The sequence below is a fragment of the Rickettsiales endosymbiont of Peranema trichophorum genome (genome assembly GCF_004210275.1).
Lineage (GTDB): Bacteria > Pseudomonadota > Alphaproteobacteria > Rickettsiales > Midichloriaceae > RICK02.
In genome coordinates, this window is sequence record NZ_SCFA01000059.1 from 17,480 (window position 1) to 41,633 (window position 24,154).

Here is a 24,154-nt window from a genome sequence, read left to right on the forward strand (position 1 = left end):
TTATTTTGTTGATGTTAGTGTTGCTACTACTTTTCCAATTATCGCTCCGTATATGGAAGCTGCGAGAGATCCTAGAAGTACCCCCAACTGTACTTGTGCAATATTTTGAGGTTCTAGGTTAAACCCAAGTGTACCCACAAAGAGACTCATTGTGAACCCTATACCACAAAAGATTGAAACAACGTAGAAGGTTCCGAAAGTAGCACCACTTGGCATATTTGATATTTTCAACTTAATAAGAAGATACACGGCTAACATGACTCCTGATTGTTTTCCAATAAACAGACCCAAGATGATACCCACGGTAATAGAGTTAGCAAGCTCGTTTATGCCTAAGCCTTTCAGTACCAATCCACTATTTGTGAAAGCAAACAATGGTAATATGAAGTATACCACAAACGGCTGTATAGATGCTACCAGCTCTTTCAGTGGGGATGCGGATTCATCATCTGGATAGTACAATGGTACAAGGAAGCCCAAGATTACACCGCTAATTGTGGCATGTACACCAGACTTCAAGAAACAATACCATAATAGCAGTCCAAATACTGTGTATATAGTCTTGTATACTATTTTAAGTCTATTTAAGGTAAAAAGGAGCGCTATGATGATGGTTGCATGAAAGAGAAACTCTATGTTGATGGTAGTGGTGTAAAAAAATGCGATAATTATAACAGCTATTAAGTCGTCTATAATGGCGAGAGCTGTCAGAAATACCTTCAATGAGGTAGGAATGTTTTTACCAAAAAGACTAAGCATACCAATGGCAAATGCAATATCGGTTGCAGATGGTATTGCCCAGCCTTTTAGGTTGGTATCGCTATGATAGTTGCAATAGGTGTATATCAAACTTGGCACTATTACACCGAAGCACGCTGCTACTACTGGGAGTATTCTTTGTTGATACGATGAGAGATGACCTTCAACCATTTCTCGTTTTATTTCCATACCAATAGTGAAGAAGAACAACACCATCAGTGCATCGTTCACAAAACTATGAAATGACATCGTCATAATATACTTATTTACTACTATACCCAGTTCTGTATGTAGTATGTGATGATAATTGGAGTGGAGGTCTGAGTTTGTCATCAACAAAGCAAGAAAGGTTGCAAAGAGCAAGAGAATCCCCCTGTCTGCTGCATCGCTTAACAATAGCCTGAAGTTTGTAAATCTTGCAATCATATCGCTCGTAGACTCGTAAACGGATTATGTTATGATGCTACCTCGTTCTGTTGCGGTGTTAGAAGTATGAGCCGTATCATCTTTAGAGGATTCTGCAGACTTGTTGCGGCTTGTCATACCTCTAAAGAGCTCCATCTCTTCGGTAACCAAATAATCGTTTTGCCTGATCATTTCTTTCATGGCTAATGTTTCGTGCTCAGGGATTTTCAACAACTTTAACAATGCGCCACCTAACTGGAGACCTGTCTCGATCGTTGATGGTACGACTGCAGTAGCCCCGAGCTTTTGAAGCTGTTTGCCGTGCTTATAATCTTCGACTCTTACGATGACATCTAAGTTTTTAAAGTTAGCTCTTATCGTTTTGATCGCCTTTCTAATAGATAACTTGTCTCCCATTGTCAAAATAATAGCTGCTGCCCTATTTGTACCCACAGCTTGTAAGATATCGATCATTGCGAGATCGCCGTGGTAAATTGGAAAGCCTTGATCTCTTGTTTTTTTGACAAGTGCGTAATTGCTGTCAACTGCTATATAGTTGACGTGCTCTTGAGACAACATATAAGCAACAACGCGCCCTACTCTTCCAAAGCCCGCTACTATGACGTGCCCACTTAGATCGCTCACCCCTTTAAAGGCCTGATTAGCTTCCAACTCTTCTTCGAGATCTAGCCTATCTTCTATATAGGCGCCTACGATCGAAAGAAGTGGTGTTACTGCCATTGTCACGGCGACCACCATGTATAAGAGCTGAGCTAAATCCTTGCCTATGATACTTTGTTGGGCCGCTAAACCAAACAGTACGAATGCAAATTCGCCTCCTTGGGACAACAAGAGGCCTGAATGAATTGCAGCTCCTGTTCTGAATCTAAATATCTTGGATAGTATGAAGATGATGAACCCCTTGATCAACAACAAAATCGACGATAGCACAAAAACCTTGCTGAGATTTTGTAGTATAAAATCAACGTTAATTGTCATACCAACTGTCATGAAGAAGAGACCAAGGAGCAAGCTTTTGAAGGGCAGTATGTTGTTCTCAACCTTGTTTCTATATTCTGTCTCAGCTATCAGTATACCGGCAATGAATGCACCTGTAGCGGTTGATAGACCTAATTCGTTCGTTAGAGAAGCCGCTGCCAATACGAGCAGTAAAGTGGTCGATACAAATACTTCTTCACTTTTGACTGAACCAATAACGGTGAAGAAGGGGCGAAGCAGCAGCCTACCCGCAAGCGTAATGATTATTATAGCGATGACTGCTTTAATACCTGCGGCTAGAATTGCGTTTATGATGTCGTCTTTAGGCTGTGTGATAATAGGCAGTATAGCTAGGAGTGGGACTACGGCGAAGTCCTGCATCACCAACACGGCTAGGGAGAGTCTTCCAACCTGGCTTGACTGACGTTTGTTTTCTGCTAGCACTTGCAACACTATTGCTGTAGAAGAAAGTGCAAATGCAGCGGACACAAGTATCATGACGCTGATATCCATCTTGTAAAAGCGATTCATGAGCATTGCAATAGCGCAGGTGGTCAGGAGTAGCTGTAAGCCTCCGAACCCAAAAACGTGTGCACGCATTTGTATCAGACGTTCAAAACTTAGTTCTAAGCCTATAACGAACAGAAGAAAGACGACACCGAATTCAGCCAGGTAGTGTGACGATTCCGACGCTTCGATTAAGTTTAAGCCATGTTCTCCAATTGCGGTCCCTACTATCAGGTATCCCAATACCGGACTTAACCTTAGCTTTTTTGATACTACTACGATAAACACGGAGGCGCTAAGCAATATTAGCACATCAGCCAAATACCCTGAATGTTCCATATGCTTTTTATATCTCCTTGTTTGTACTTACGTTTTGTATGCAAAAGCTAGTTCTACTGATATGGTAAACAGGAGTACCAGGTTTTAAACTATAAGTCTAGAGAATTTGTGAGTCAAAGTAAAGGAACAGCATTTATTACCGGTGCTTCCAAGCGTTTAGGGGGTGCCATAGCTTTATTTTTAGCGCGTAATGGTTGGAATATCATTGCCCACTATAACAAATCGAGGAAAGAAGCATTAAAATTAGCATATAATATAGAAGCAGAAGGGGGTTCATGTACTTTACTACAGGCAGACTTTTGCAAGATTGGAGACGTAGAGAGACTTGCTCAAGAATTGTTTCAAGTACGCCATCACTGTGCACTGCTTGTCAACAATGCTGCGTATTTCAGAAATGACAAGATAGAGGATTTTGAGTATAGCAATCTCATGGAGCATATGAGCGTGAATCTTGCCGCTCCATTATTTTTAAGCTCAAAATACTACGAGTATCTTAAAATGGAGGACAGTAATCTTTTAGGGAGTGTTGATGGTGTTTTACCTCGTGAATATAACATTATCAACATACTGGATTACTGTGTTTTAAGAATGCCAAGCAACTTCATGTCTTACGGATTATCCAAAAATGCGTTATGGGAATTTACGAAGCTTGCGGCCTACCAAATGGCTCCTACGGTAAGAGTGAACGCAATTGGCTTGAGCAATGTCCTGAGAAATACGAATCAATCTCACGCCAATTTTGAGAAGCAGAATGCGAAGTGTTTGATCTCTCATGGTCCAAGTGTCGATGGTGTATGTGATGCTATAGACTTTACATTAAGGATGAAGTCTATGACTGGCCAGCTTTTATTGCTTGATCAGGGACGCCATCTGAACACTCCAGAACCATTGTAGTTCAGACAACGCCATCTACTACACTGAATACTTGAATTGGAATATGATATAAGAATTAGAGCACTTACAGAACGGTCTAATTTTATCATTTGTCAGGACATCATTTTGTTTATATAAAATGACGATTTAAAGAACATATGTAAACAAAATGGCTTCAGTAGTTTGGTTCAGACAAGACTTAAGAGTATCGGACAACCCTGCCATTCTAGGAGGTGTAATGATCGGGGATATCATTCCTATATACATCTTTGATGATTGTGCCACCGACGATCTTAGAATGGGTGATGCAACTAAGGTGTGGCTGCAGGACTCCCTCAGCAAATTAAACAAGTCTTTGGAGAACAGTTTAAATCTTTACATTGGTGAGTCTGCAAAGATCATTGCATCACTCATCGATCGGTACAAGGTACGACATGTATTCTGCAATGCCTGCTATGAACCATGGCATCTTGATCAAGAGAAATCCGTGAGAAGAGTCTGTTTAGAACACAATGCTACCTTTGAGGTGTTTAACAGCAATTACTTGTGGCTACCGACACAGATTCTCAAAGAAGATGGAGATTATTATAAGATATTTACTGCGTACAAAAATAAATCCCGATCTATAGGGCATCGTACTCCGGTGGAGACACCACAAGGTTTCAAATGCGTTAAAGATACTGACAATGCTACAACATTAGCTGATCTTCAATTACTTCCGCAACACCCTTGGTATAAAAACATACAAAAGATCTGGGATATTGGGGAAGTGTCAGCACAAAGTAAGCTGAAGTCTTTTATGAGCAACAAGCTACATGGATATAAAGAAGGGCGTAATTACCCTGGAAACGATTACGTGTCGAGACTTTCACCACATCTGCACTTTGGTGAGATATCTCCGGCACAAATCTTGAAAGCCATTGAAAATATTTCAAAAACGGACACTAACAGTGATGATGTTGAGCATTTTGTTAGTGAAATCACTTGGCGGGAATTTTCATGCTACTTGTTATATCATTTTAGAGAACTTCATAAGACAAACTTTAACAAGAAGTTTGACACATTTTCATGGGAGAATAATCATGACCTCTTAGAGTGTTGGAAGAGAGGGAACACTGGATATCCCATCATTGACGCTGGCATGAGGGAGTTGTGGCAAACAGGCTATATACACAATAGAGTTAGAATGATTGCTGCATCGTTTCTTGTAAAGAACATGAACATTCATTGGCAACATGGAATGAGGTGGTTTTGGAATTGTCTTATAGATGCTGATCTAGCAAATAACAGTGCAAGTTGGCAATGGGTTGCGGGTTCAGGGGTTGACGCAGCACCGTACTTTAGAATCTTCAACCCAATAACGCAAGGTGAGAAATTTGACAGTAACGGCAATTATACTAGGAAATTTGTACCTGAGTTAAAAAATATTCCAGACAAATATCTATTTAAGCCATGGACTGCTCCTGAAAATGTCTTGAAGTCAGCAGGAGTTGTTTTAGACGTCACGTATCCAAGACCCATAGTAGACTGCGCAACCTCTAGGAAAAAAGCCCTTGAGCGTTATCAACTCCTATCACATGTTAGGTAATGAATGGGAGATCTAATAGTGTGATGGAACTACGATGATGGAGACAGACCTTCACAATCGATCCAATGATACTAATTTTACAAACACATTGCTAGGGTGTCCCAGACGTTCATCAGCCCTAATGAACAGCATACCGACCCCTACCTACAACGGCCCCTCCTCCCCCATACCGCCCATTTATTCATGCGCTTAAAGGGTTAGCGCCTATTATTCCATCTATTTTTGCTGCTAGTATAAAATCACTTTCACTCAAGCCATTAATCTTATGCGTCCATATTTCCACGACACATTGCCCGTAAGATATGGTTAAATCAGGATGGTGCTGTTCCTGCTCTGCAACTTCCGCAATTTTATTAGCAAAGTCCATTGAATCGACAAAATTAGAGAATTGATAAATTTTATAAAGATGTCCTAATTCATTTACTAACCATTGACTTTGTAATTCCTTTAAAAGTCTAGCAATTTCATTTTCTCCAAATGGAGAGATGCCTCCATGACATGGTATACACTTCTTTTCACTTAATTCGCATATTCTAGTCATAATTGATCCTCCTATTATATCTTTTCTTGATCATTGAGTGCAATACCTTGTGCAATTTCTGGAAATGACATACAAGTCCTACCAACCTCTTGCCAATTAAGATTGTGTAATGCGTCAAAGAGCTGTTGGAAACTTTCTATCACAAAGTATGTTCTTTGGAAAGAATCAATATGATATTGTGTCTTCATAACCCTCAATGTATTAAACTTAACACGAGTCGGCAGTTCAGAATCCAGGCAGTAAATTGATTCCCCTTTGGAGGAACCAATCCCACCTCCGTATATTCTTAAGCCATCTGTAGATTGTATGAGGCCAAACTCAACAGTGAACCAATATAGAGTAGCAGCAAACTTCAGCATCCCCAACTCAATCGCTTCTAACCCCTTACGCCCAAAAAGTTGCATAAAGTCTGCAAATACAGGATGAACTAGTAATGGTATATGGCCAAAAACGTCATGGAATATATCTGGCTCTTCCAAGTAATCAAGTTGATTGCTATTGCGAATAAAGCAAGTAGATGGAAATTTCCGTTCTGATAAGAATTGAAAAAATAAATCTTCAGGAATCAATCCCTTAACCGGTACGACAACAAAACCAGTTTCTTGCTTTAACATGCGATTGATGTCACGGAATTTAGGAATCTGATCATTGCAAATCTCCAATTTCTCTAAGCCTTGGATCACTTCTTTAGCTGCTCTTTGTTGCAATAATGAGGATTGCCTTTCAAATAATATTTTCCACGTATTGTGATCGGTCTGTGTAAAATTTTCCCACCGTTCATGGGTCACCATGTGGTGATTAATAAATGTAGTCGATGCCATGATTTTTCTCCAATATGTATTTTCTAGATAGTTTAAGGGACAAATATTAAGACGTAGTCTCAATATCGCCAATAAGAAATTGGAGAACAGCAATAAGAGGACAAGGCTTCGTGGAGAGAAGCTAAAGGAGAAAGAGTGTAATAGAGAACCTTAGTGAAAGCAGAGGAAGGAAAGCTCAAAACTTTTGTGATACTGACGATCTTCTGGCTTGATGTAAACATTGCTCGAGCGTATTAAACTTATACTACGTATTCGTGAATTTTGCAGATTTTTATAGAGAGTAATAGCTTATCACTTTAATTGTTCATAAAACCAGTTGTACATGTCATTGTATCATAGTGTTTTTCTTGCTACGAGTCAAGCAACTATACAAAATAATCCTAAACACCTAAGGATCAGAATATAAAGGTTTTCTCCTCACCTGATAGAATACGCCTGATATTTTCTGTATGTTTTAGAGTAATAACGACGAACAGAGCAAACACCATAAGCACATAAGGTGTGCTCAGTAAAAATAACGAGGCTATTACGATCACAGTTATCGCCAAAAGCGAAGCAATAGATGCGATTCTAGTCACCAAAAATGTAAGCAGCCACACAATGCTAAAAAGGAAACCAAGATATGGCACTACCGATATCAACACTCCAAAAGAAGTTGCCACACCCTTTCCACCTTTCCAATCTAACCATATCGGAAACACGTGGCCGTACACAGCTGCCACTCCAGCAACTGCAAGTACCATAGGATGTCCATGTAGTACCCGCACGAGCACAATGGCTACCACTCCCTTTAAAACGTCCAAAGCAAATGTCAATATACCCAGTCTTTTACCACCTACTCGCCAAGCATTAGTCGCTCCAATATTGCGGGATCCAACGCTTCTAATGTCTTCTAAGCCTTGTATTCTCGACAAAAGCAGACCAAATGGAACACTGCCACAGATATAACTTATTAGTATAGCTATCAAATATGTGTAGATCATTTTAAACAAGTAGCAGTATAGTAACTGTTGATATAGATTGCCCTTTCCATTACTATACCATAGTATTGAAAGTGTACAAATTAAATACAGCTATGAACTTTATCAGATCTACAGGCAGGCTTTCTTTGGACTTCACTAGTACTTTAGGGAGATGCATCATCTTCATTCTTAACACGCTTTTAGCTATGTGCTCTGGTAAGTTACAGCTACGACACTTCATGCAACAGATGGTCAGCATTGGTTACTACTCATTGCCAGTGATAGGTCTGACCGCTGCCTTTACTGGTGCTGTACTCGCGTTGCAAAGCTACACTGGGTTTTCTAGATTCAATGCTGAAAGTGCCATTGCCTCTGTTGTTGTTCTTTCTATCACGCGTGAACTTGGACCGGTTTTGGGTGGCTTAATGTTAGCCGGCCGTGTTGGTGCTGCGATCGCAGCAGAAATAGCTACAATGCGAGTAACTGAGCAAATAGACGCACTTTACACACTCAATACAAATCCTTTTAAGTATCTCGTAGTGCCGAGAGTGTTGGCGGGGACTATAGCGTTGCCATGCCTAGTGTTGGTTGCGGATATCATAGGAGTTCTTGGTGGGTATCTGGTAGGGGTATACAAACTTGGGTTCTCCTCTGAGGTATACTTACGCAATACACTACAGTTTCTTGAAATGGACGATGTGCTGTCTGGACTAATCAAAGCTGGAGCGTTTGGTTTCATAGTTACTATAATAGGTTGTTACTGTGGTTACTACTCTCAAAAAGGAGCTAAGGGTGTGGGTACAGCTACAACACAAGCAGTTGTTACCGCATCGATTTTAATACTATTAAGTAACTACATCATCACGGGCATCTTATTTGTACAAAGGTAAGAATCTTGAAATACAGTCAAATTATGAAGTAGGCGATAAATGGTAAAAGTCAAAGTTGCAGTACAAAATCTCTCAAAGTCGTTTAACGGGATTCAAGTACTGTCAAACATTAATCTCGAAGTGAAAGAAGGCGAATCCTTTGTAATTATCGGACCAAGCGGTTGTGGAAAGTCTGTTTTGATTAAGTCAATAATCGGAATACTGCTACCTGACCCCGGTAGTGTGGTAATGATAGGTGGCGAGGATGTTACGTTCACACCAATCATAAAAAGAACGAACATGCTAGGGACATTTGCGGTACTATTTCAGGGAGGTGCACTTTTTGACAGCCTACAGGTCTGGGAGAACGTTGCATTTATGTCATTACAGGCAGGTATGAAGCCTAGTGAAGCGAAAGAAATGGCGATGCATAAGCTATCCTTGGTGGAATTGGATGCAAGCAAGATGCACTTATATCCTGCCGAACTTTCTGGAGGAATGCAAAAACGTGTCGCCCTTGCAAGGGCAATAGCACTGAACCCTAGCTTGATATTTTTTGATGAACCGACTACTGGTCTTGATCCGATCATGAGTCAGACTATCACTGCACTAATTGGGAAGCTATCCAGAGAATTGGGAGCAGCGACTGTGACTATTACACACGATCTGAAATGCGTGAAAGGAATAGCCGACACGATAGCGATGATACACGATGGAGGGATTATATGGTCTGGCAATATCACAGAACTTGAAAACTCACAAGATCCTATAGTGTCGAGATTTATTGGAAACAGCCATGGCACTTGAAATACGGCTTAGAATTACTGAAAGCAGCTAGTGTTTAAAAAGTTGACTGCGCTTGTAAAACCCTTTAAAGAGTAAAAATCTACGGATACGTTACTTGAAGTGTCAACGCTTCTAATATTCAAATAATCCTGATTTTCAATTATATCGTTGATAAGCTCCACATCTTGTACGGAAGAGGAGGTGGATGCAAACCCTTTCGCTTGTGTTGTGAGCATATGATTTCTGTCGCTTATTTGTATCATTGAATTTTTATGGCTGTCGACTTCAAAACCTTGGTATACAAATAATGAGTATTGGTCAGTTCCACGATATACGACACCAAAGAATGGTGTATTGCGTTGTCTGAATACTCCTTTTGTTCTATAAGGCACGGATATGGCGTAGCAGCTATATGGATCCTTCAAATCTCTATATACCTGCCAATCTTGAAACGTTTCTATATACTGGAGCTCCTGGTAGGTCGGGACGTATTTGTACTGCTTGTATGGAATCTCGTCAGCATAGACGACTGGTATAAACAGTACACACATCAACAAGATCAACAAAGGCATTAAAAGACACATTAATCACTCGATTTGATTTATCATAAATCAAAAAGGTTAACAGTAAATTAAGAGCCTGTCCGCAAATTAGTTGGAATGAAAAGAATCTATGCAAAAGTTATCTGTTAAGTTGTTGTCAAATGCAAATGGATTTGAGGATGATGAAGGAAAGAAAGGAATTATGGGATCGTGGAGGAAGGAAAGGGATTCGAACCCTTGATACTCTCGCAAGTATATGCACTTTCCAGGCGCACGCCTTAGACCGCTCGGCCACCCTTCCATATTTTAGATGCCACAGTGGTTAATTTAACAGGACTATTTAAATTTGTCGAGTTTACATTTACCATTAGCTCCATAGAATGTACCATTTACATTTCTTGAGCCTTCGACATCTCCAAAAGCCATTTTAATATCCAGTACATCTTTACCCCCCAATAAATCTACAATGATCTCTGGCCATTCTACGATCATGATATTGCTCATGGCATCTTCTATACCAATTTCTTTCAGTTCTACCACTGATTGAATACGGTACAGGTCAAGATGCCATACTGGTCCTTTATTGGTGTCATAAATGTGAACAATATTAAAAGTAGGGCTAGTAACCTCTTGAACAAGAGGATATGACAAATGATTGATAATATGCTTTGCGATGGTTGTCTTTCCAACACCAAGATCTCCTCTTAGGCAAACTATAAATGGAGGTTCTAGTTGCTTTGCGAGAAGTTGCGCAAAGTTCGTTAGTTCCTTGATATTTGCGATACTGAGATCGACGGTGTGACCGCCTAATTCCTTAATTTCAGGCATCTATATCATCTCGTATGCTCACAATGGACAAGGACTTAGTGACCTCCATGTGTAATACCAATTGGGATGGTTGGTACGATGCCAAGAGGAGTAGGTGGTGGAGCAAGCTGTCCAACCAACACGCCTGGTATTTCCAATGCCGCGATTGTACCTGCCATTCCAATACTTGGAAAAGCGCATCGATGCAGTGGCATAATTTCCTTGACACAGTCATGTACACCATCCCCGTGAAGAAAGCCATGATCAAGACTTGGAGCTGTTCTACCACCGTTTTCTACAGAATTTGACATATAAATACGAATCTATACTTGCTATTATTATATTTTGATCATAGTCGCCATCAAAACCGACAGCAATGAAATTTTGCTAATATTTGCAAACACTAGGTTTAATTTTTTGTTAGAACTATATTCCACTTCAAATTAGAGAGGTTTTGCAAATAAAGTATGGGAATTAGACTTCAGTATCTCAACTTCCAAGAAAGTGTTTAACACGTCTTGGGCAGACCCATCATACCCTTCTACCACCACATTTTGCATATGTCTTGATTTTGCTCTGTACTGATTGGGGTGCTTACCCGTTTCGTACACCAGTACCGTCTGCTTTGTACCGATTGCTTTCTCATTGAATTCCACCTGTTGACCCTTTAAAAGTGCCTGTAGGGCCGCTAACCTTTCTTCTTTGATCTCTTCTGGCACCTGATTTTGCAACACTGCGGCAGGAGTTCCCAGTCTTGGGCTGTATTTAAATGAGTACGATTGTGCAAACTTCACTTTTTTAACTAGATCAAGGGTTTCTTCAAAATCCTTGTCTGACTCACCAGGATATCCGACGATAAAATCGGATGAAAAGGCAATATCAGGACAAATACTTCTGTAGCGCTCTATCACTTCTATATAGTACTCTTTGGTGTGTTTCCTGTTCATTAGCTTCAATATTCTGTCAGAACCAGACTGGACTGGCAAATGCAGGAATGGCATTAGTTTTTCTTCTTCACTGTGTGCTCTCAAAAGCTCATCATCTAGCATATCAACGGGATGTGACGTCGTATACCTTATTTGATTCAGCCCCTTGATTCTGGCTATATGATGAATCAACTTACCCAAACTCCAGAGTTGACCATCACTCCCTTCTCCACGATATGCGCTGACATTTTGTCCTAGCAGTGTAATCTCTTTTGCTCCATGCGCGACGGCCTTTACTGCTTCTCTATATATTTCACCTACTGTTCTGGAATATTCGGCACCTCTGGTAAATGGCACGCAACAAAAATGACAAAATTTATTACACCCCTCCTGCACGGTAAGAAAAACAGATGGACCAGCCTGTTGCGTTTCCTCTGGTAGAAAGTCAAATTTTGACTCTACGGGGAAATCTAGATTTACAACCCATCTTTTTTCTCTCTTAGCAGTTTCAATGAGTTCAGGTAGGTTATGGTAGGACTGTGGTCCTACTACGATATCTACATAACCAGCTCTTCTCGCTATTTCTTCACCTTCAGCCTGGGCTACGCAGCCTGCGACTACAATCATCATATCTTGACCCTTGGCTGCTTTTGCTTCTTTTATCTTTTTTAACTTACCAAGCTGCGAATATACCTTTTCTGCTGCTTTTTCTCTGATATGGCATGTGTTTAGCAAGACCAGGTCTGCATCCACTAATGTTTTTGATGCTACAAAGCCATGTGGTTTTAACAAGGCCTCCATCTTGGCAGAATCATAGACGTTCATCTGACATCCGTAAGTTTTTATGTAAAGCTTCTTCATGTTAAAGGTCGATAAGGTTTTTTATGCTAAACAAACAATGCACACAATAGGTATAATAATACTTCATTGATTTGTCGACAATTTTTGTAAAACATATAAAACTTGTATAAATAAGTAAAAGTTGACATTTTCCAGACACAAGATGTACAAAACTAATGCCACATAGATAAAGACAATTGCAGTAGTGTGGTTATTTAACAGTATCAGCGGTGATTATTGATGGTAAAATTTGTCAAAATGCATGGTCTTGGGAATGACTTTGTTATTATAGACGGACGTAACATTGACTTGCATTACGATGCATCAAATATTTGGAAGATTGCTGATAGAAGATATGGTGTTGGTTGCGATCAGTTGATCATCATAGAGAACTCCAAAATTGCAGACTGCAAGATGACGATATTTAATCAAGATGGTTCTAGTTCAGGGGCTTGTGGCAATGCGACTCGTTGTGTTACCAAACTTCTTAAACTAGAACATGGGACTATAGAGGTAGGAGACAGAATTTTAAGCTTTTATGTTAATGGCAATAACTATGAAATTAACATGGGCAGAGCAAATTTTGACTGGAAGACAATTCCTCTATTAAATGACATCGATCCTATGAGCATATCATTTCAAGATCATGAGTGCTTTGAGAATGATGACTTGAAAATAGGACATGCTGTTCAAATAGGGAACCCTCATCTTGTTTTTTTCTTACATGACTTTACTGCACTTAGTATTTCACAGGTCGGCCATTACTTTGAGCACCACCATATGTTCCCGGAAATGGCAAACGTTAATTTTGCGCAAATAGTTCATCCACAGCTTATCAACCTTAAGGTATGGGAGAGAGGTGCGGGCATGACATTGGCATGCGGGTCAGGGGCGTGCGCAACGGTAGCCGTAGGACATCGTAAGGGGTTACTTAGTAATAGCTGTACTGTTAGGCTACCGGGGGGGGAGTTGTGCATAAGAATAGAGGATAATGGTGATATACATATGACAGGCCCTGCAACGGAGGTTTTTACTGGTTACTTTAACCTTTAGTAAATTTTACCCCTTGCCATTCGCCCATCTTCCCCTCATTCACTGCATTACATTGACTGCATTTCTATGATCGCCATTGCTTTCATAAATCTTGTATCATACGTGAACCGCAGTTCCATCATTTAAAAGAGTAGCTTGTCCTGATTTCACTAATTCTTTGATGTATCTCCAATGCTTACTACTTACCATACCATCTCTAGCATATACGTATACTGGCTTTCCGGTTGCACAGGCTTCGCTACACATCGATATTGAATCACCAGTAACGATCACTGCACTTGCTCCACCTAAAAAGGCCATATATGGGTTATCTGATGCATTAGAATCATCTGGTACGTAGAGGTGATGCTTGAGACCGTTGCACGATAAACCATCCATCAGCCTGGTAACGTGGTTGTTAGTAGTTCTCCTGCTACACGTAATCAAAAAATAAGCATCAAGGTTATTTTGTATTTCTAACAGACAGCTAAGAATCTCATCAATATTGCGATCGCTAAACCTACAGCCTTTGCTATTGCCACCAATTAGGACTGCAATGAATTTGGTAGGATTAGCCGCACTTATTTCAGCCTCATGACTGTGAGAATGAAACCATCTGTTCCACTCACTGTTTAGCTTATCAGGAGAAAGGTATGAGATAGCACCATCGTAAAATACAACATTATTAGGATATCTCCTCCACCACCTCTTGTCATGGCTAGGTAACAAAACTATATCAAAGTTACTGTAGTAAAATGCAGGCTTTAAAATCTGTATAACCTTCAGATCTTTGTTTAGTTCCTTTAGACCCAAAGCAACCACAGAAGCCCTTCGTCCACTGCTAATTACTAGCTCAACATCACAGTGATCACGAACAGCATCAAGGCTTTCAGCTTCCAAAACGCTAAGCTTGTTTCTGTGAAGATAAACAAATGATATGAGTTTTCTGTATTTTAGGAACTTTTCTTCAAATGTTAAGCCGAGGAGAGAGGCAAGAGCTTTAGCTTGATTAGAGCTTCCAACTCTGTCATCTGTCAGAACCCATACACTCAAGCGGATAAGGCTCCTTGCTTGACTTCACTCGCACCACTTTTAGCACCAACTATTGCACCCTTAGCCAAAAGGTCACGGTCTACAAGCTCAATAACAGCCATAGGAGCGCAATCACCGAACCTAAAGCCCGCCTTTAGAACTCTGGTATACCCGCCGTTTCTATTTACGTACCTCGGACCTACGACGTCAAACAGCTTCTTTACCTCTGGTGAATCGCCGAGGTATTGCATAGCTTGTCTCCTAGCATGTAAATCTCCTCTCTTACCGAGTGTGATCAACTTCTCCACAACACTCCTCAAGTCTTTAGCTTTGGGTAAAGTAGTTGTGATCTGCTCGTGCAGTATCAAGGACTTACTTAGATTCTTAAAAAGCGCACGTCTATGTCCTGTGTGCCTACCAAACTTCCTACCTTTAATCTTGTGATGCATAGCTGCTATACCTTATTGTTATTTCTACTTCTCTTCGTACTGTTTGATAAGATCTTCAATGTTCTCAGGAGGCCATCCTGATACCACCATACCGAACCTCAGGCCCATACTAAGGAGTACTTCTTTAATTTCATTTAAAGACTTACGGCCAAAGTTAGGTGTTCTCAACATTTCAGACTCAGTTTTAATGACTAAGTCACCTATATACCTAATATTATCGTTTCTGAGACAATTGTGAGAACGCACAGACAATTCCAAATCCTCTACTTTTCTTAACAATACAGGATCAAACGGCAACTCGTCCTTTTCATCCTCTATACACTCCTCTGTATCTTCAAAGTTTATGAACATCTGGAGCTGATCCTGGAGTATCTTTGCGGCAAGAGACAAGGCTATTTCTGGGGTCAACACGCCGTTAGTCTCAACAGTTAGGTACAACTTATCGTACTCTGTTTCTGAGCCAATTCTGCTGTGCTCCACTTTGAATGTTACTCTCTTAACAGGAGAGAAAAGGGAGTCAACGGTAATAAGGCCGATGTGGGAGTCGGCCAGTTGATGTTCTGAAGAGGCTATATAGCCTTTACCACTACTTACAAAAAACTCTATATCTATTTTTGCATCTTTGGCCAAGTGACAGATGACTAGATCTTTGTTAACAATCTCGATATCATCTGCGGTCTGAATCTGTCCTGCGAGGACAGGCCCTTCACCAGTCACAGACAATCTAATCTTTTTTCTCTCGTGTCCAGCGTACTTTATAACAATAGATTTGATGTTCAAAATGACGTCGGTAACATCTTCCCTTACGCCTGGGATAGTCGAAAACTCGTGCTCCACACCGTCAATTTTTACGGCGACTACAGCAGCACCCTGAAGCGACGATAACAAAATACGTCTCAAAGCATTACCGAGAGTGATACCAAAGCCTCTCTCAAGAGGTTCCACTCTGAAGGTACAAACATTGCCTTCATTATTTTCAAGAAAATATTGCGAAGGCTTGACCAAAGATGTCCAGTTACTAGAAACGATATTTCTCACAGCTTCTGCCATTTACTCCCTTACCAAAAAATTAATACAAACTACTTACGACACAGAGGACAGCACAACAAAACATAAAATCAGATTCTCCTTCTCTTAGGTGGCTGACACCCATTATGAGGAACCGGAGTCACATCCTTGATCGTAGTAACTGTCAGACCAGAGCTAACCAAAGCCCTGATTGCGGATTCTCTACCGGTGCCTGGACCTTTAACCCTAACCGACACGGTTTTCAAACCGTACTCCATAGCCCTAGAGGCAGCTTTACCAGCTGTTACTTGAGCAGCATAGGGAGTAGATTTCCTTGACCCTTTGAACCCATTAGTACCAGCAGATGACCACACCACTACATCGCCTTGGATATCAGTAATAGTAACGATAGTGTTATTAAATGTAGCCAGGACATGAGCTACACCTACTACCACGTTTCTTTTTTTTGCAGATTTCTTGGCCTGTACCATCTTGTTACCAATTATTTCGTTGCTTTCTTCTTATTTGCAATCGCAACCGCCTTACCTTTTCTGGTACGTGCGTTACTGTGCGTACGCTGCCCATGCACTGGGAGCCTCCTCATGTGTCTAATACCCTTATAACATTTTATATCCATCAGGTTCTTAATATTTAAAGAGACCTCGCGTCTGAGCTCACCCTCAACAATATACTTTGAGTCTATTACCTCTCTTAACTTGCTGATCTCGTCTTCGCGCAGCTCTCTTACATCTTTTGAAGCCAAAACTCCAGCCTCTTTGCAGATCTCTACTGCTCTTTTTTGGCCAACTCCATGAATATAGGTCAGGCCAATCCAGACCTGTTTGTTTAACGGTATATTTATTCCAGCGATACGTGCCACATTACACCTTTGCTACAACTTTAATAATATGTAAAAAACCAGAGACACCTAAATACACATAGGTGAATATTACACGAGAATATAACCAACTTCCTCATAAAGTCAATCACTCTTTAAATAACATCAAAACTTCTTTAATTTCTCGATCAATAAAGTTTGTAAAGAGTTGGGATTAAGTCTACCCTTTGAAACCTTCATGACTTGACCAATAAAAAACGCCAGCAACTTTTCTTTTCCTGCTTTGTATTCTGCAACTTTGTCTTTGTTCTCTTTTAGCACCTGGTCGATAAACGCTTCTATATCACTTGAGTCTGTGACTTGTGTCAATCCTTCATCTTCAACTATAGCGCCAGGCTTTTTTCCGGTGGCAAACATAACATCAAAAACATGCTTTGCAATTTTACCGGAAATGACTTCGGACTTTATGAGTGAAAGCAATTCGGCTATTTCCTCTGGTTTTATGGAGCACTGGAGAATATTAAGATCGTGCTTATTTAGCCTGCCAAACAATTCACCAGTAATCCAGTTTGCAGCAGCTTTTGGATCAGCACCAAAGGATATCGTATCTTCAAAATACTGTGCGACCTCTTTATCAATAGACAGGACGTCGGCATCATATGTTGAAAGCCCTATATCCTCCACATACCTTTTTCTTTTTTGATCTGGCAATTCTGGTAATGATGCTCTTATATGTTCAACATAGTTCTCATCCAGAATGAGTGGCAACAGATCTGGATCAGAAAAATACCTGTAATCTTGAACATTTTCTTTGTCACGCATAGCCCTTGTAGCGCCAGTATCAGCGTCAAAAAGCCTAGTCTCTTGCTTTACAATTTCTCCGGATTCTAACAACTCAACCTGTCTTTGTTTTTCAAACTCTATGGCGCGCATCACATTTTTTATCGAGTTTAAATTCTTCACTTCCACTCTATTGCCAAAAGCCTCGCTTCCTTTTTTCCTTACAGAGACATTAGCATCACATCTAAGGGAACCATTTTCCATATCTCCGTCACAAGCGCCTACGTACCTGAGAATCGACCTTAACTTTTTCATAAACTCCCCGGCTTCTTTACTGCTTCTCATATCGGGGTCAGTCACTATCTCCATCAATCCAACCCCTGCTCTGTTTAAATCTACGTAAGTCTCTGTAGGACTTTGATCATGAAAACTTTTGCCGGCATCTTGTTCCATATGAATCCTTGTAACGCCGACCTCCTTTTTTATACCATCGGCAATCTCGATCTCCAACTTCCCTTTTCCAATTATAGGATATTCATATTGAGATATTTGGTATCCCTGTGGTAGGTCAGGATAAAAATAATTTTTTCTAGCAAACACTGAATACCTATTAATCTCTGCATTTAGTGCTATTCCTGTTCTAACCGCATGCTTTACACAGTCTCTATTTAGAACAGGTAGCATACCTGGCATTGCTACATCTATAAAGGACACATTCACATTGGCTTCGTGACTAAACCTTGCGGAGCTGCTTGAAAATAATTTAGATTCAGAAGCGATTTGGGCATGTATCTCCAGACCTATGACCAATTCCCAGTCGTTTATCGCCATTCTATCTACTATATAAGTTTTATTTCGTTCAAAAGTTCTAACACTTTACAAAAATTTCATCAAGATCAAAAGCATCTTTTATCAACACGCCCTCATATTGTTATATAGATTTATATATATATTATACTAATATATAATATTGGACTGTTCATATGTTTATAACAGATCTTGTTCTATGTTTACTTAAAACTTTACTAACATGTTGTAAACACACACATGAGTAACCCCAAATGGTTAGGTTTTGTTTCTCACAGAGTATTAAGTGATTGTGTTGAAATATTTTTGAAACAGTTTAAGTTCGACATGTCGACAATTGTTGATATCTTTGTCAAACTGCTTAGACAATTTGTTAATGACAACATATCTGCCATCATATCAACAACGTATTATGGATATATCAACAATTTATGTTTCTATTTTTCAACCACTCAAATACCTTGACTGTATCTATACCGTCTCTTCTGTTAGTACAAGTTAGGAACATATGGTAAGCGGTGTAGACATAGAGCAGTTTTGTCTGAACCTTGACTTGCTTCTCGACTCTCAGAATGTAAAACGTGTTGGTCTTTCAGTTTCTGGGGGAATAGACAGCATGTGCTTGTGTCATTTGTCGCAATTTTGGTCTGCAAGAAAAGGAATAGATCTAACGTGCTTAGTTGTAGATCACAAACTACGGCAGGAATCCTCAGTGGAGGCAGAATATGTAGTATCGATCTTGGAATCGTATGGGCTAAGGGCGAAAATACTTCCGATCTTCTGGAATAAGCCTTTAAGCAATATACAGAAGGCTGCCAGGGAAGCTAGATATGACCTACTAACAAAATACTGTCAAGAGAATGGATTGGAATATCTGTTTACAGGTCATAATAAGGACGATCAGGCAGAAACAGTTCTCATGAGAATATCTCGAGGAAGTGGTGTGAACGGAGCAATAGGTATTCCAACACAAACTATACTAAACGGTATTAAGATTATAAGGCCTCTATTACCGTTTCATAGACATCAGATATGTTACACAATATCCAAAGCTGGATGGAGCTGGGTTGAAGACAAGTCAAACCAAAATCAACTATTTGAAAGAGTAAAAATACGAACTTTATTTAGTCAACTTTCAAATAAAGAGCTTTGGATCAACAGGCTCGCACTGTTTGCCGACAATATGAATCGGGTCAGAACATTTATCGATCAAGAGGTAGACTCCTGTTTCTATAGAATGTGTAACATAAATATCTATGGTTTTATCTTTTGTGAGCATTTAGATTTTTGTGCCTTGCATGAAGAAATAGCTCTTAAACTTCTCTCCAAAATTATCAACAAATTTAACGGAGGAAAGGAAGTTTGTAGGCTTGCTAGTTTATTGCACCTATATAAAAACATTAAAGCTCAACAAATACTTCATAAAACACTTGGAGGGGTTGAAATAGTAAAGAAAAAAGACAAAATACTGTTTTATCGAGAATTAAGAAGTGTGGAAAGTTCAAAACACATTTTACCAAACGCAGAGATCACCTGGGATAACAGGTTTGTTATTGAACTAGAGACCCCTCTTACATTGAAAGTAACAGCTCTAGGTAAAAATGGGCAGAATCTTCTGAGGACTGATTTTGATCACCAAGGTGTTGAACCTCCAAATAGCTTAGTTCTGTCGACTACCCCTGGAATATTTGACACGAACGGAAATCTAGTCTGCTATCCGCACCTTGGGATCACAAAAGCCGATGTGAAAATCAAATCGTTCAGGTGTTTGTGGACCAACGAGTAGTACCAAGTTTCAGATTAAATCAGGCAAATGGATTTGAGGATGAGGCTGCGTAAGCGTATTGAAATACCTGCGCAGAGCCGAGTTTCACAAAACCCGTTTTGAATCATTTAAAAATAAGAATCGGTATAATTCAAAGAGAAACCGATACAAAAAGAAACTTGGTCAGACGTTACAGCACCACAAATATCGCTTCAACCAAATGGATGTGGAACGCTATATGCAGATTCAAGACAGGGCGGAGCGGCTACCGCTTTGATTTTTGAGGACACGAACGAGTTTTTTCTTTAGATTTTTTGCTGCAGAGCAAAGCTTATTTGCAGGTGTCTTAAGAAGATACTGGTCTATACCGTTATTATGCTCTATCGATCTAATGGTGCTAGGAGTAGCATTAAATCGCACCTCAACGTTAAGTGCATCGCTATGCAAGGAAAATACTTGTACGTTTGGAAGAAACTTACGTTTCGTCTTTATATTGGAGTGGGAAACAGTATGACCAGACATCACACCCTTTGTTAAATTTAAGCTACATCTTCTAGACATAAACCGCTTAGAAACTAGTTATTGATTTCACCTACTTCTATCAGCAACTTAACTAAAGTTCAAGCAAAAATACCTGTCAGCCGACACAATCTACGCACCTTACTTTTTAAATACTGATATTATGAGCTCCATTGCCTTTAGCTAGACTCTGTAACAGTGAGATTGCTTAGAATCATACCATCGTATGCTGGAACGATGTTTGAGGGTAGCATCTTTTTTATCTCTTCATACTCAATAGAGTGTGACATATGAGTTAGTACAGTTAATTTTGGTGACAAAACTTGAGTCCAGTGTAGTACCAACTCTAGTGGAATGTGGGAAGGAGATACAGAGTATCTAAGGCAATCAAGAATCCAAATATCGAGATTTTTCAAAGATTCTACCGATCTTTGTGGTAACTTTACCAAATCGGTTGAATATGCAACAGAACCAACTCTGAACCCTAAAGAATTTATTCCTCCGTGTTCCTGTAAAAACGGGTATACATCGACGTCTTGTATTGTGAAGAATTGGTACGGCGATATGGGAACGGGCTTGATCTTAGGGGGATATAGTGGATTTAACTGTTTGATATTGTATGGAAACTGTTGCTCCAATGTGGCTAAACAAGTTGGTTCTCCATAGCATGGAATTGGTCGATCGTTTTTGCTTAGAAGTTTAACATCATCTATTCCCATGATGTGATCAGCATGTGGATGAGTATATAAAATTGCGTCGACATATTTTATATTGTGTTTAAGAGCTTGGAATCTGAGGTCTGGTGTTGTGTCCACCAAAATCTTTGTATTTTTTGATTCCACAAGCAAAGACGCTCTAGTTCTGTGGTTTTTAGGGTTGGGTGATTTACAAACCATGCATTCGCAGGCTATTTGGGGCACACCTGTTGAATTACCACATCCCAATATTGTATATCTAATCTCATTCATGTATCTGATCTCTTCTAGGCCAAACTTTTTTGAATCATGTAATTGAATATTGTGTGAAGTTTAAAGATCTCATATATGTGTCATAGATGGTATAGCGGTATATACAAATTTTCAAAAGAGGTAATTTGATACTTTACAATCATATTTACTGCAAGTTCCATTCTTGTCTTCTAAAAGAGGAAGCAAACCTGTTGTCATGGCTCCCGTATTTTTTCAGCCTTGGAATTCTCACGTACTTCTCTTTTTCAAGAGAGCCTGATGTCTATGTAACTGGACTGGCCTCACTTGTGATTTGTGGAGCTCTTATATTTCTTAGGAAGCGGGGTAGATTCTTGAAGTTATGGATGTGCGTATGTTTCTATTTTCTTGGTTTCTGTGTAACGCAGCTTCACACATATGCTATCAACCATCAAGCTTTGGAAAAAGAAATACCGGAAATGCTGATAACTGGCGATGTGTTTGACATTCAACATATGGAGGGAAAAAGGCGGTTGGTCATTAGAAACATTCAAGAAGTATTACCCATAAATGATGGAAGAGGAAAAACATCGAATTGGTCCAGTGCTTTAGATCATTCAAGGGAAGAGTCGGTAGAGGATGTCAGGCGGCTTAAAGGTATCAGAATAAACGTTAAAGAAGAGTTGTTTCATGATCAGCATATCGATCATGAAAGGCTTAGTATAGGTGATACCGTGTCCATACCATCTCGTCTATTTCCGTTACCACACATATTAGTACCAAATGGGTTCGATTTCAGGAGATACGCCTATTTTAAAGGAATTGGGGCGGTAGGTTATGCAACTGGAGCGCCAACAATTCTAGCAAGGTATGAGAAGCAATTCATAGATCGTGTTTTTGACTTTCCAAACATGAGGAACACGATCATAGAAAAAATGAAATTGCACTTAAAACAGCCGGCGACTGGAATAGCTACTGGTATTTTGGTAGGGGATGTGGGTTTAGTTCCAAAAGATACGATCGAAGTGGTAAGGGACGCGGGTATAGCACATCTATTAGCAATATCCGGTATGCACATGATCGTGCTGGTAGGAATATTATTTTTTACTGCACGGTATTGTGTTTTAAAAATCGAATATATTGCTCTTAGAATAGATTCAAAAAAAATTGCAGCAATTGTTGCGCTTCTTGGTAGTGCTTTTTATTTGAAGTTAAGTTTGAGTCCTATATCAGCACAACGGGCATTCATTATGTCAAGTATTGCACTAATAGCAATCATTTTGGGGCGTGAATCTTCGGCGGTTCGTGCAATGTCTATATCTGCTATTTTGATTTTATTAATGGCCCCACAAGAGCTGTTAAATCCAAGTTTACAAATGTCATTTGCGGCTTCCTTTGCATTGATAGTGTCATTAAGTAAACTGAGTACGTTATTTTTGACATCTATACAAATTGTTAAAGCCTCAAGAATGTCAAAGCTACTGGCTTATTTTGGGACAATATGTCTGGCATCCATTATTGCAAGTCTAGCTACAGCCCCATTTGTCATATACCACTTTCATAATGTATCAGTGTATGGTGCGTTGACAAATCTTGTTGCTATTCCAATAAATGACTTTTGGATAATGCCATGGGGTATTGTGTCACTATTGCTGATGCCGTTTGGTTATGAGAAGTTTCCAGTAGTTGCTATGGGAACTGGTGTGGATTTGATTTATATGGTAGCGAAATATGTGTCAAACATTCCTTATGCGTCGTTGGCTATAGCTCCTCCTTCAGGACTGGGTTTAGTGCTAACAGCATACGGGATGTTTGGATATTTTATAGCTGCTAGCAATATTCGCTACTTATTCCTGATGCTAATGCTGTGTGGACCATTTTTGAAATCTCCGTATGATCGACCAGATATTTTGATTGAGCCGTCTAGTAAATTATTTGCAATTAGAGATAATGATGGACTAATTATCTCATCAAACAAAAAGAGCAAGTACGTGCTGGATGTTTGGAGTGAAGCCTATGGTAACAATGTAAGGCTGCTAAACGATATGAACATCTCTGGATGTAATGCAGACGCATGTATGTACGGTAGAGATGGACAAAATGTTTTAATTATAGGAAATAAAAATGTGAAACTGGTGAATTGTCATAATATAGGGTTGTTGATCAACCTGACATCGAGTAGTGTTTATTGCAACAATGTAAAAAAAATTAATAATACTATCTTGAAATCTGGAGGAGCACATTTTATAAAAATTAACGGTGGTAAAATTAATGTTACCAATTCAATGAATATAGGGGGTAAAAGAATTTGGAATAGATTATACAGTCGAAAAGATGGAGATATGGGTTACTGAGGGTAAGTTTGTGGTGGAGACGTTGGCGCATCCGTTTTCAAATCAATACTATAAAACGGTGCGGTGTAATAATAGTTAAA

Annotated in this window: 24 protein-coding genes and 1 tRNA gene; 7 read left to right on the top strand and 18 right to left on the bottom strand. The window is 39.7% G+C overall.

All coding sequences use genetic code 11. From position 1 onward, the window contains the following. Together nhaA and EDM53_RS03075 are read right to left on the bottom strand one after the other, a co-directional pair. Nucleotides 1-1,185: a Na+/H+ antiporter NhaA gene (gene nhaA / locus EDM53_RS03070; RefSeq protein ID WP_130122220.1), complete on the bottom strand. Its 1,185-nt coding sequence runs from the start codon at nt 1,183-1,185 to the stop codon at nt 1-3. 24 nt (nt 1,186-1,209) lie between these two features. Then, nucleotides 1,210-3,009, bottom strand: coding sequence for a monovalent cation:proton antiporter-2 (CPA2) family protein (locus EDM53_RS03075; RefSeq protein ID WP_130122221.1), 1,800 nt, complete (start codon nt 3,007-3,009; stop codon nt 1,210-1,212). Between the two features lie 108 nt (nt 3,010-3,117). Here EDM53_RS03075 and EDM53_RS03080 point away from each other — a divergent pair, with 108 nt between their 5' ends. Continuing rightward, a complete protein-coding gene (locus EDM53_RS03080; protein ID WP_130122222.1) occupies nt 3,118-3,903 on the top strand; it encodes an SDR family NAD(P)-dependent oxidoreductase in 786 nt (261 codons plus the stop codon). Between the two features lie 148 nt (nt 3,904-4,051). After that, nucleotides 4,052-5,470 (top strand): cryptochrome/photolyase family protein, encoded by a 1,419-nt coding sequence (locus EDM53_RS03085; RefSeq protein WP_130122223.1) that lies wholly within the window; start codon nt 4,052-4,054, stop codon nt 5,468-5,470. Between the two features lie 181 nt (nt 5,471-5,651). On the opposite strand, the gene EDM53_RS03090 is transcribed toward EDM53_RS03085, so the two are convergent. The 3 genes from EDM53_RS03090 to plsY all read right to left on the bottom strand — a co-directional run bounded on the left by EDM53_RS03090 (nt 5,652) and on the right by plsY (nt 7,815). Continuing rightward, nucleotides 5,652-6,011, bottom strand: coding sequence for a 4a-hydroxytetrahydrobiopterin dehydratase (locus EDM53_RS03090; RefSeq protein WP_130122224.1), 360 nt, complete (start codon nt 6,009-6,011; stop codon nt 5,652-5,654). A 14-nt stretch (nt 6,012-6,025) separates the two neighbouring features. Further along, nucleotides 6,026-6,832, bottom strand: a complete 807-nt coding sequence (gene phhA / locus EDM53_RS03095) for a phenylalanine 4-monooxygenase (RefSeq protein WP_130122225.1) — start codon at nt 6,830-6,832, stop codon at nt 6,026-6,028. Between the two features lie 395 nt (nt 6,833-7,227). Continuing rightward, complete coding sequence (gene plsY, locus EDM53_RS03100; RefSeq protein WP_130122226.1) at nt 7,228-7,815, bottom strand: glycerol-3-phosphate 1-O-acyltransferase PlsY; 588 nt, start codon at nt 7,813-7,815, stop codon at nt 7,228-7,230. Nucleotides 7,816-7,907: 92 nt separating this feature from the next. Between plsY and EDM53_RS03105 the strand changes: the two genes are divergently transcribed. After that, nucleotides 7,908-8,684, top strand: a complete 777-nt coding sequence (locus tag EDM53_RS03105) for an MlaE family ABC transporter permease (protein WP_130122227.1) — start codon at nt 7,908-7,910, stop codon at nt 8,682-8,684. Nucleotides 8,685-8,723: 39 nt separating this feature from the next. Then, the gene (locus tag EDM53_RS03110; protein WP_130122228.1) at nt 8,724-9,470 is read left to right on the top strand and encodes an ABC transporter ATP-binding protein; all 747 of its coding nucleotides are present in this window, start codon (nt 8,724-8,726) and stop codon (nt 9,468-9,470) included. A 14-nt stretch (nt 9,471-9,484) separates the two neighbouring features. Here EDM53_RS03110 and EDM53_RS03115 read toward each other — a convergent pair whose 3' ends face one another. From EDM53_RS03115 to miaB, 5 genes are all read right to left on the bottom strand, one after another. Beyond that, complete coding sequence (locus EDM53_RS03115; RefSeq protein WP_130122229.1) at nt 9,485-10,021, bottom strand: hypothetical protein; 537 nt, start codon at nt 10,019-10,021, stop codon at nt 9,485-9,487. A gap of 181 nt (nt 10,022-10,202) precedes the next feature. Then, nucleotides 10,203-10,292: transfer RNA gene (locus EDM53_RS03120), tRNA-Ser, on the bottom strand. A 35-nt stretch (nt 10,293-10,327) separates the two neighbouring features. Further along, on the bottom strand, nt 10,328-10,819 hold the full coding sequence (tsaE, locus tag EDM53_RS03125) for a tRNA (adenosine(37)-N6)-threonylcarbamoyltransferase complex ATPase subunit type 1 TsaE (RefSeq protein WP_130122230.1): 492 nt from the start codon (nt 10,817-10,819) through the stop codon (nt 10,328-10,330). Between the two features lie 35 nt (nt 10,820-10,854). Beyond that, nucleotides 10,855-11,109: a hypothetical protein gene (locus EDM53_RS03130; protein WP_130122231.1), complete on the bottom strand. Its 255-nt coding sequence runs from the start codon at nt 11,107-11,109 to the stop codon at nt 10,855-10,857. A gap of 132 nt (nt 11,110-11,241) precedes the next feature. Further along, nucleotides 11,242-12,585, bottom strand: coding sequence for a tRNA (N6-isopentenyl adenosine(37)-C2)-methylthiotransferase MiaB (miaB, locus tag EDM53_RS03135; protein WP_130122232.1), 1,344 nt, complete (start codon nt 12,583-12,585; stop codon nt 11,242-11,244). A 219-nt stretch (nt 12,586-12,804) separates the two neighbouring features. Here miaB and dapF point away from each other — a divergent pair, with 219 nt between their 5' ends. Beyond that, on the top strand, nt 12,805-13,617 hold the full coding sequence (gene dapF, locus EDM53_RS03140; RefSeq protein WP_130122233.1) for a diaminopimelate epimerase: 813 nt from the start codon (nt 12,805-12,807) through the stop codon (nt 13,615-13,617). A 96-nt stretch (nt 13,618-13,713) separates the two neighbouring features. Here dapF and EDM53_RS03145 read toward each other — a convergent pair whose 3' ends face one another. The 6 genes from EDM53_RS03145 to gatB form a co-directional block, all read right to left on the bottom strand. Beyond that, a complete protein-coding gene (locus tag EDM53_RS03145) occupies nt 13,714-14,649 on the bottom strand; it encodes a mitochondrial fission ELM1 family protein (protein WP_165379598.1) in 936 nt (311 codons plus the stop codon). Next, on the bottom strand, nt 14,646-15,077 hold the full coding sequence (gene rplQ / locus EDM53_RS03150) for a 50S ribosomal protein L17 (protein ID WP_130122235.1): 432 nt from the start codon (nt 15,075-15,077) through the stop codon (nt 14,646-14,648). The genes EDM53_RS03145 and rplQ overlap by 4 nt, the downstream gene beginning before the upstream one ends. A 24-nt stretch (nt 15,078-15,101) precedes the next feature. Further along, nucleotides 15,102-16,127 carry a DNA-directed RNA polymerase subunit alpha gene (locus EDM53_RS03155; RefSeq protein ID WP_242507860.1) on the bottom strand — a complete coding sequence of 342 codons (1,026 nt, stop codon included), beginning with the start codon at nt 16,125-16,127 and terminating at the stop codon, nt 15,102-15,104. Between the two features lie 68 nt (nt 16,128-16,195). Beyond that, entirely contained in the window at nt 16,196-16,576 is a 381-nt protein-coding gene (rpsK, locus tag EDM53_RS03160) for a 30S ribosomal protein S11 (protein WP_130122236.1), read from the bottom strand. Nucleotides 16,577-16,587: 11 nt separating this feature from the next. Further along, nucleotides 16,588-16,965, bottom strand: coding sequence for a 30S ribosomal protein S13 (rpsM, locus tag EDM53_RS03165; RefSeq protein ID WP_130122237.1), 378 nt, complete (start codon nt 16,963-16,965; stop codon nt 16,588-16,590). Between the two features lie 123 nt (nt 16,966-17,088). Further along, nucleotides 17,089-18,534, bottom strand: coding sequence for an Asp-tRNA(Asn)/Glu-tRNA(Gln) amidotransferase subunit GatB (gene gatB, locus EDM53_RS03170; RefSeq protein WP_130122238.1), 1,446 nt, complete (start codon nt 18,532-18,534; stop codon nt 17,089-17,091). Nucleotides 18,535-19,018: 484 nt separating this feature from the next. Here gatB and tilS point away from each other — a divergent pair, with 484 nt between their 5' ends. After that, a complete protein-coding gene (gene tilS / locus EDM53_RS03175) occupies nt 19,019-20,296 on the top strand; it encodes a tRNA lysidine(34) synthetase TilS (RefSeq protein WP_130122239.1) in 1,278 nt (425 codons plus the stop codon). Nucleotides 20,297-20,521: 225 nt separating this feature from the next. Here the strand turns inward: tilS and EDM53_RS03180 are convergent, their stop codons facing one another. Both EDM53_RS03180 and EDM53_RS03185 read right to left on the bottom strand, forming a co-directional pair. Further along, nucleotides 20,522-20,836: a large ribosomal subunit protein bL28 gene (locus EDM53_RS03180; protein ID WP_130122240.1), complete on the bottom strand. Its 315-nt coding sequence runs from the start codon at nt 20,834-20,836 to the stop codon at nt 20,522-20,524. 137 nt (nt 20,837-20,973) lie between these two features. After that, nucleotides 20,974-21,636 (bottom strand): MBL fold metallo-hydrolase, encoded by a 663-nt coding sequence (locus EDM53_RS03185; RefSeq protein ID WP_207215459.1) that lies wholly within the window; start codon nt 21,634-21,636, stop codon nt 20,974-20,976. 317 nt (nt 21,637-21,953) lie between these two features. Between EDM53_RS03185 and EDM53_RS03190 the strand changes: the two genes are divergently transcribed. Further along, nucleotides 21,954-24,074 carry a ComEC/Rec2 family competence protein gene (locus EDM53_RS03190; RefSeq protein WP_277986524.1) on the top strand — a complete coding sequence of 707 codons (2,121 nt, stop codon included), beginning with the start codon at nt 21,954-21,956 and terminating at the stop codon, nt 24,072-24,074. Nucleotides 24,075-24,154: the final 80 nt, after the last annotated feature.

Excerpts from the sequence above, each read along its gene's own strand:
- plsY (WP_130122226.1), bottom strand. The coding sequence starts at position 7,815 with ATGATCTACACATATTTGATAGCTATACTAATAAGTTATATCTGTGGC.
- EDM53_RS03075 (WP_130122221.1), bottom strand. The coding sequence starts at position 3,009 with ATGGAACATTCAGGGTATTTGGCTGATGTGCTAATATTGCTTAGCGCC.
- tilS (WP_130122239.1), top strand. The coding sequence starts at position 19,019 with ATGGTAAGCGGTGTAGACATAGAGCAGTTTTGTCTGAACCTTGACTTG.
- gatB (WP_130122238.1), bottom strand. The coding sequence starts at position 18,534 with ATGGCGATAAACGACTGGGAATTGGTCATAGGTCTGGAGATACATGCC.
- EDM53_RS03105 (WP_130122227.1), top strand. The coding sequence starts at position 7,908 with ATGAACTTTATCAGATCTACAGGCAGGCTTTCTTTGGACTTCACTAGT.
- EDM53_RS03110 (WP_130122228.1), top strand. The coding sequence starts at position 8,724 with ATGGTAAAAGTCAAAGTTGCAGTACAAAATCTCTCAAAGTCGTTTAAC.
- dapF (WP_130122233.1), top strand. The coding sequence starts at position 12,805 with ATGGTAAAATTTGTCAAAATGCATGGTCTTGGGAATGACTTTGTTATT.
- EDM53_RS03115 (WP_130122229.1), bottom strand. The coding sequence starts at position 10,021 with ATGCCTTTGTTGATCTTGTTGATGTGTGTACTGTTTATACCAGTCGTC.
- EDM53_RS03085 (WP_130122223.1), top strand. The coding sequence starts at position 4,052 with ATGGCTTCAGTAGTTTGGTTCAGACAAGACTTAAGAGTATCGGACAAC.
- phhA (WP_130122225.1), bottom strand. The coding sequence starts at position 6,832 with ATGGCATCGACTACATTTATTAATCACCACATGGTGACCCATGAACGG.
- rplQ (WP_130122235.1), bottom strand. The coding sequence starts at position 15,077 with ATGCATCACAAGATTAAAGGTAGGAAGTTTGGTAGGCACACAGGACAT.
- rpsK (WP_130122236.1), bottom strand. The coding sequence starts at position 16,576 with ATGGTACAGGCCAAGAAATCTGCAAAAAAAAGAAACGTGGTAGTAGGT.
- miaB (WP_130122232.1), bottom strand. The coding sequence starts at position 12,585 with ATGAAGAAGCTTTACATAAAAACTTACGGATGTCAGATGAACGTCTAT.
- tsaE (WP_130122230.1), bottom strand. The coding sequence starts at position 10,819 with ATGCCTGAAATTAAGGAATTAGGCGGTCACACCGTCGATCTCAGTATC.
- EDM53_RS03130 (WP_130122231.1), bottom strand. The coding sequence starts at position 11,109 with ATGTCAAATTCTGTAGAAAACGGTGGTAGAACAGCTCCAAGTCTTGAT.
- EDM53_RS03180 (WP_130122240.1), bottom strand. The coding sequence starts at position 20,836 with ATGTCTAGAAGATGTAGCTTAAATTTAACAAAGGGTGTGATGTCTGGT.
- EDM53_RS03090 (WP_130122224.1), bottom strand. The coding sequence starts at position 6,011 with ATGACTAGAATATGCGAATTAAGTGAAAAGAAGTGTATACCATGTCAT.
- EDM53_RS03155 (WP_242507860.1), bottom strand. The coding sequence starts at position 16,127 with ATGGCAGAAGCTGTGAGAAATATCGTTTCTAGTAACTGGACATCTTTG.
- nhaA (WP_130122220.1), bottom strand. The coding sequence starts at position 1,185 with ATGATTGCAAGATTTACAAACTTCAGGCTATTGTTAAGCGATGCAGCA.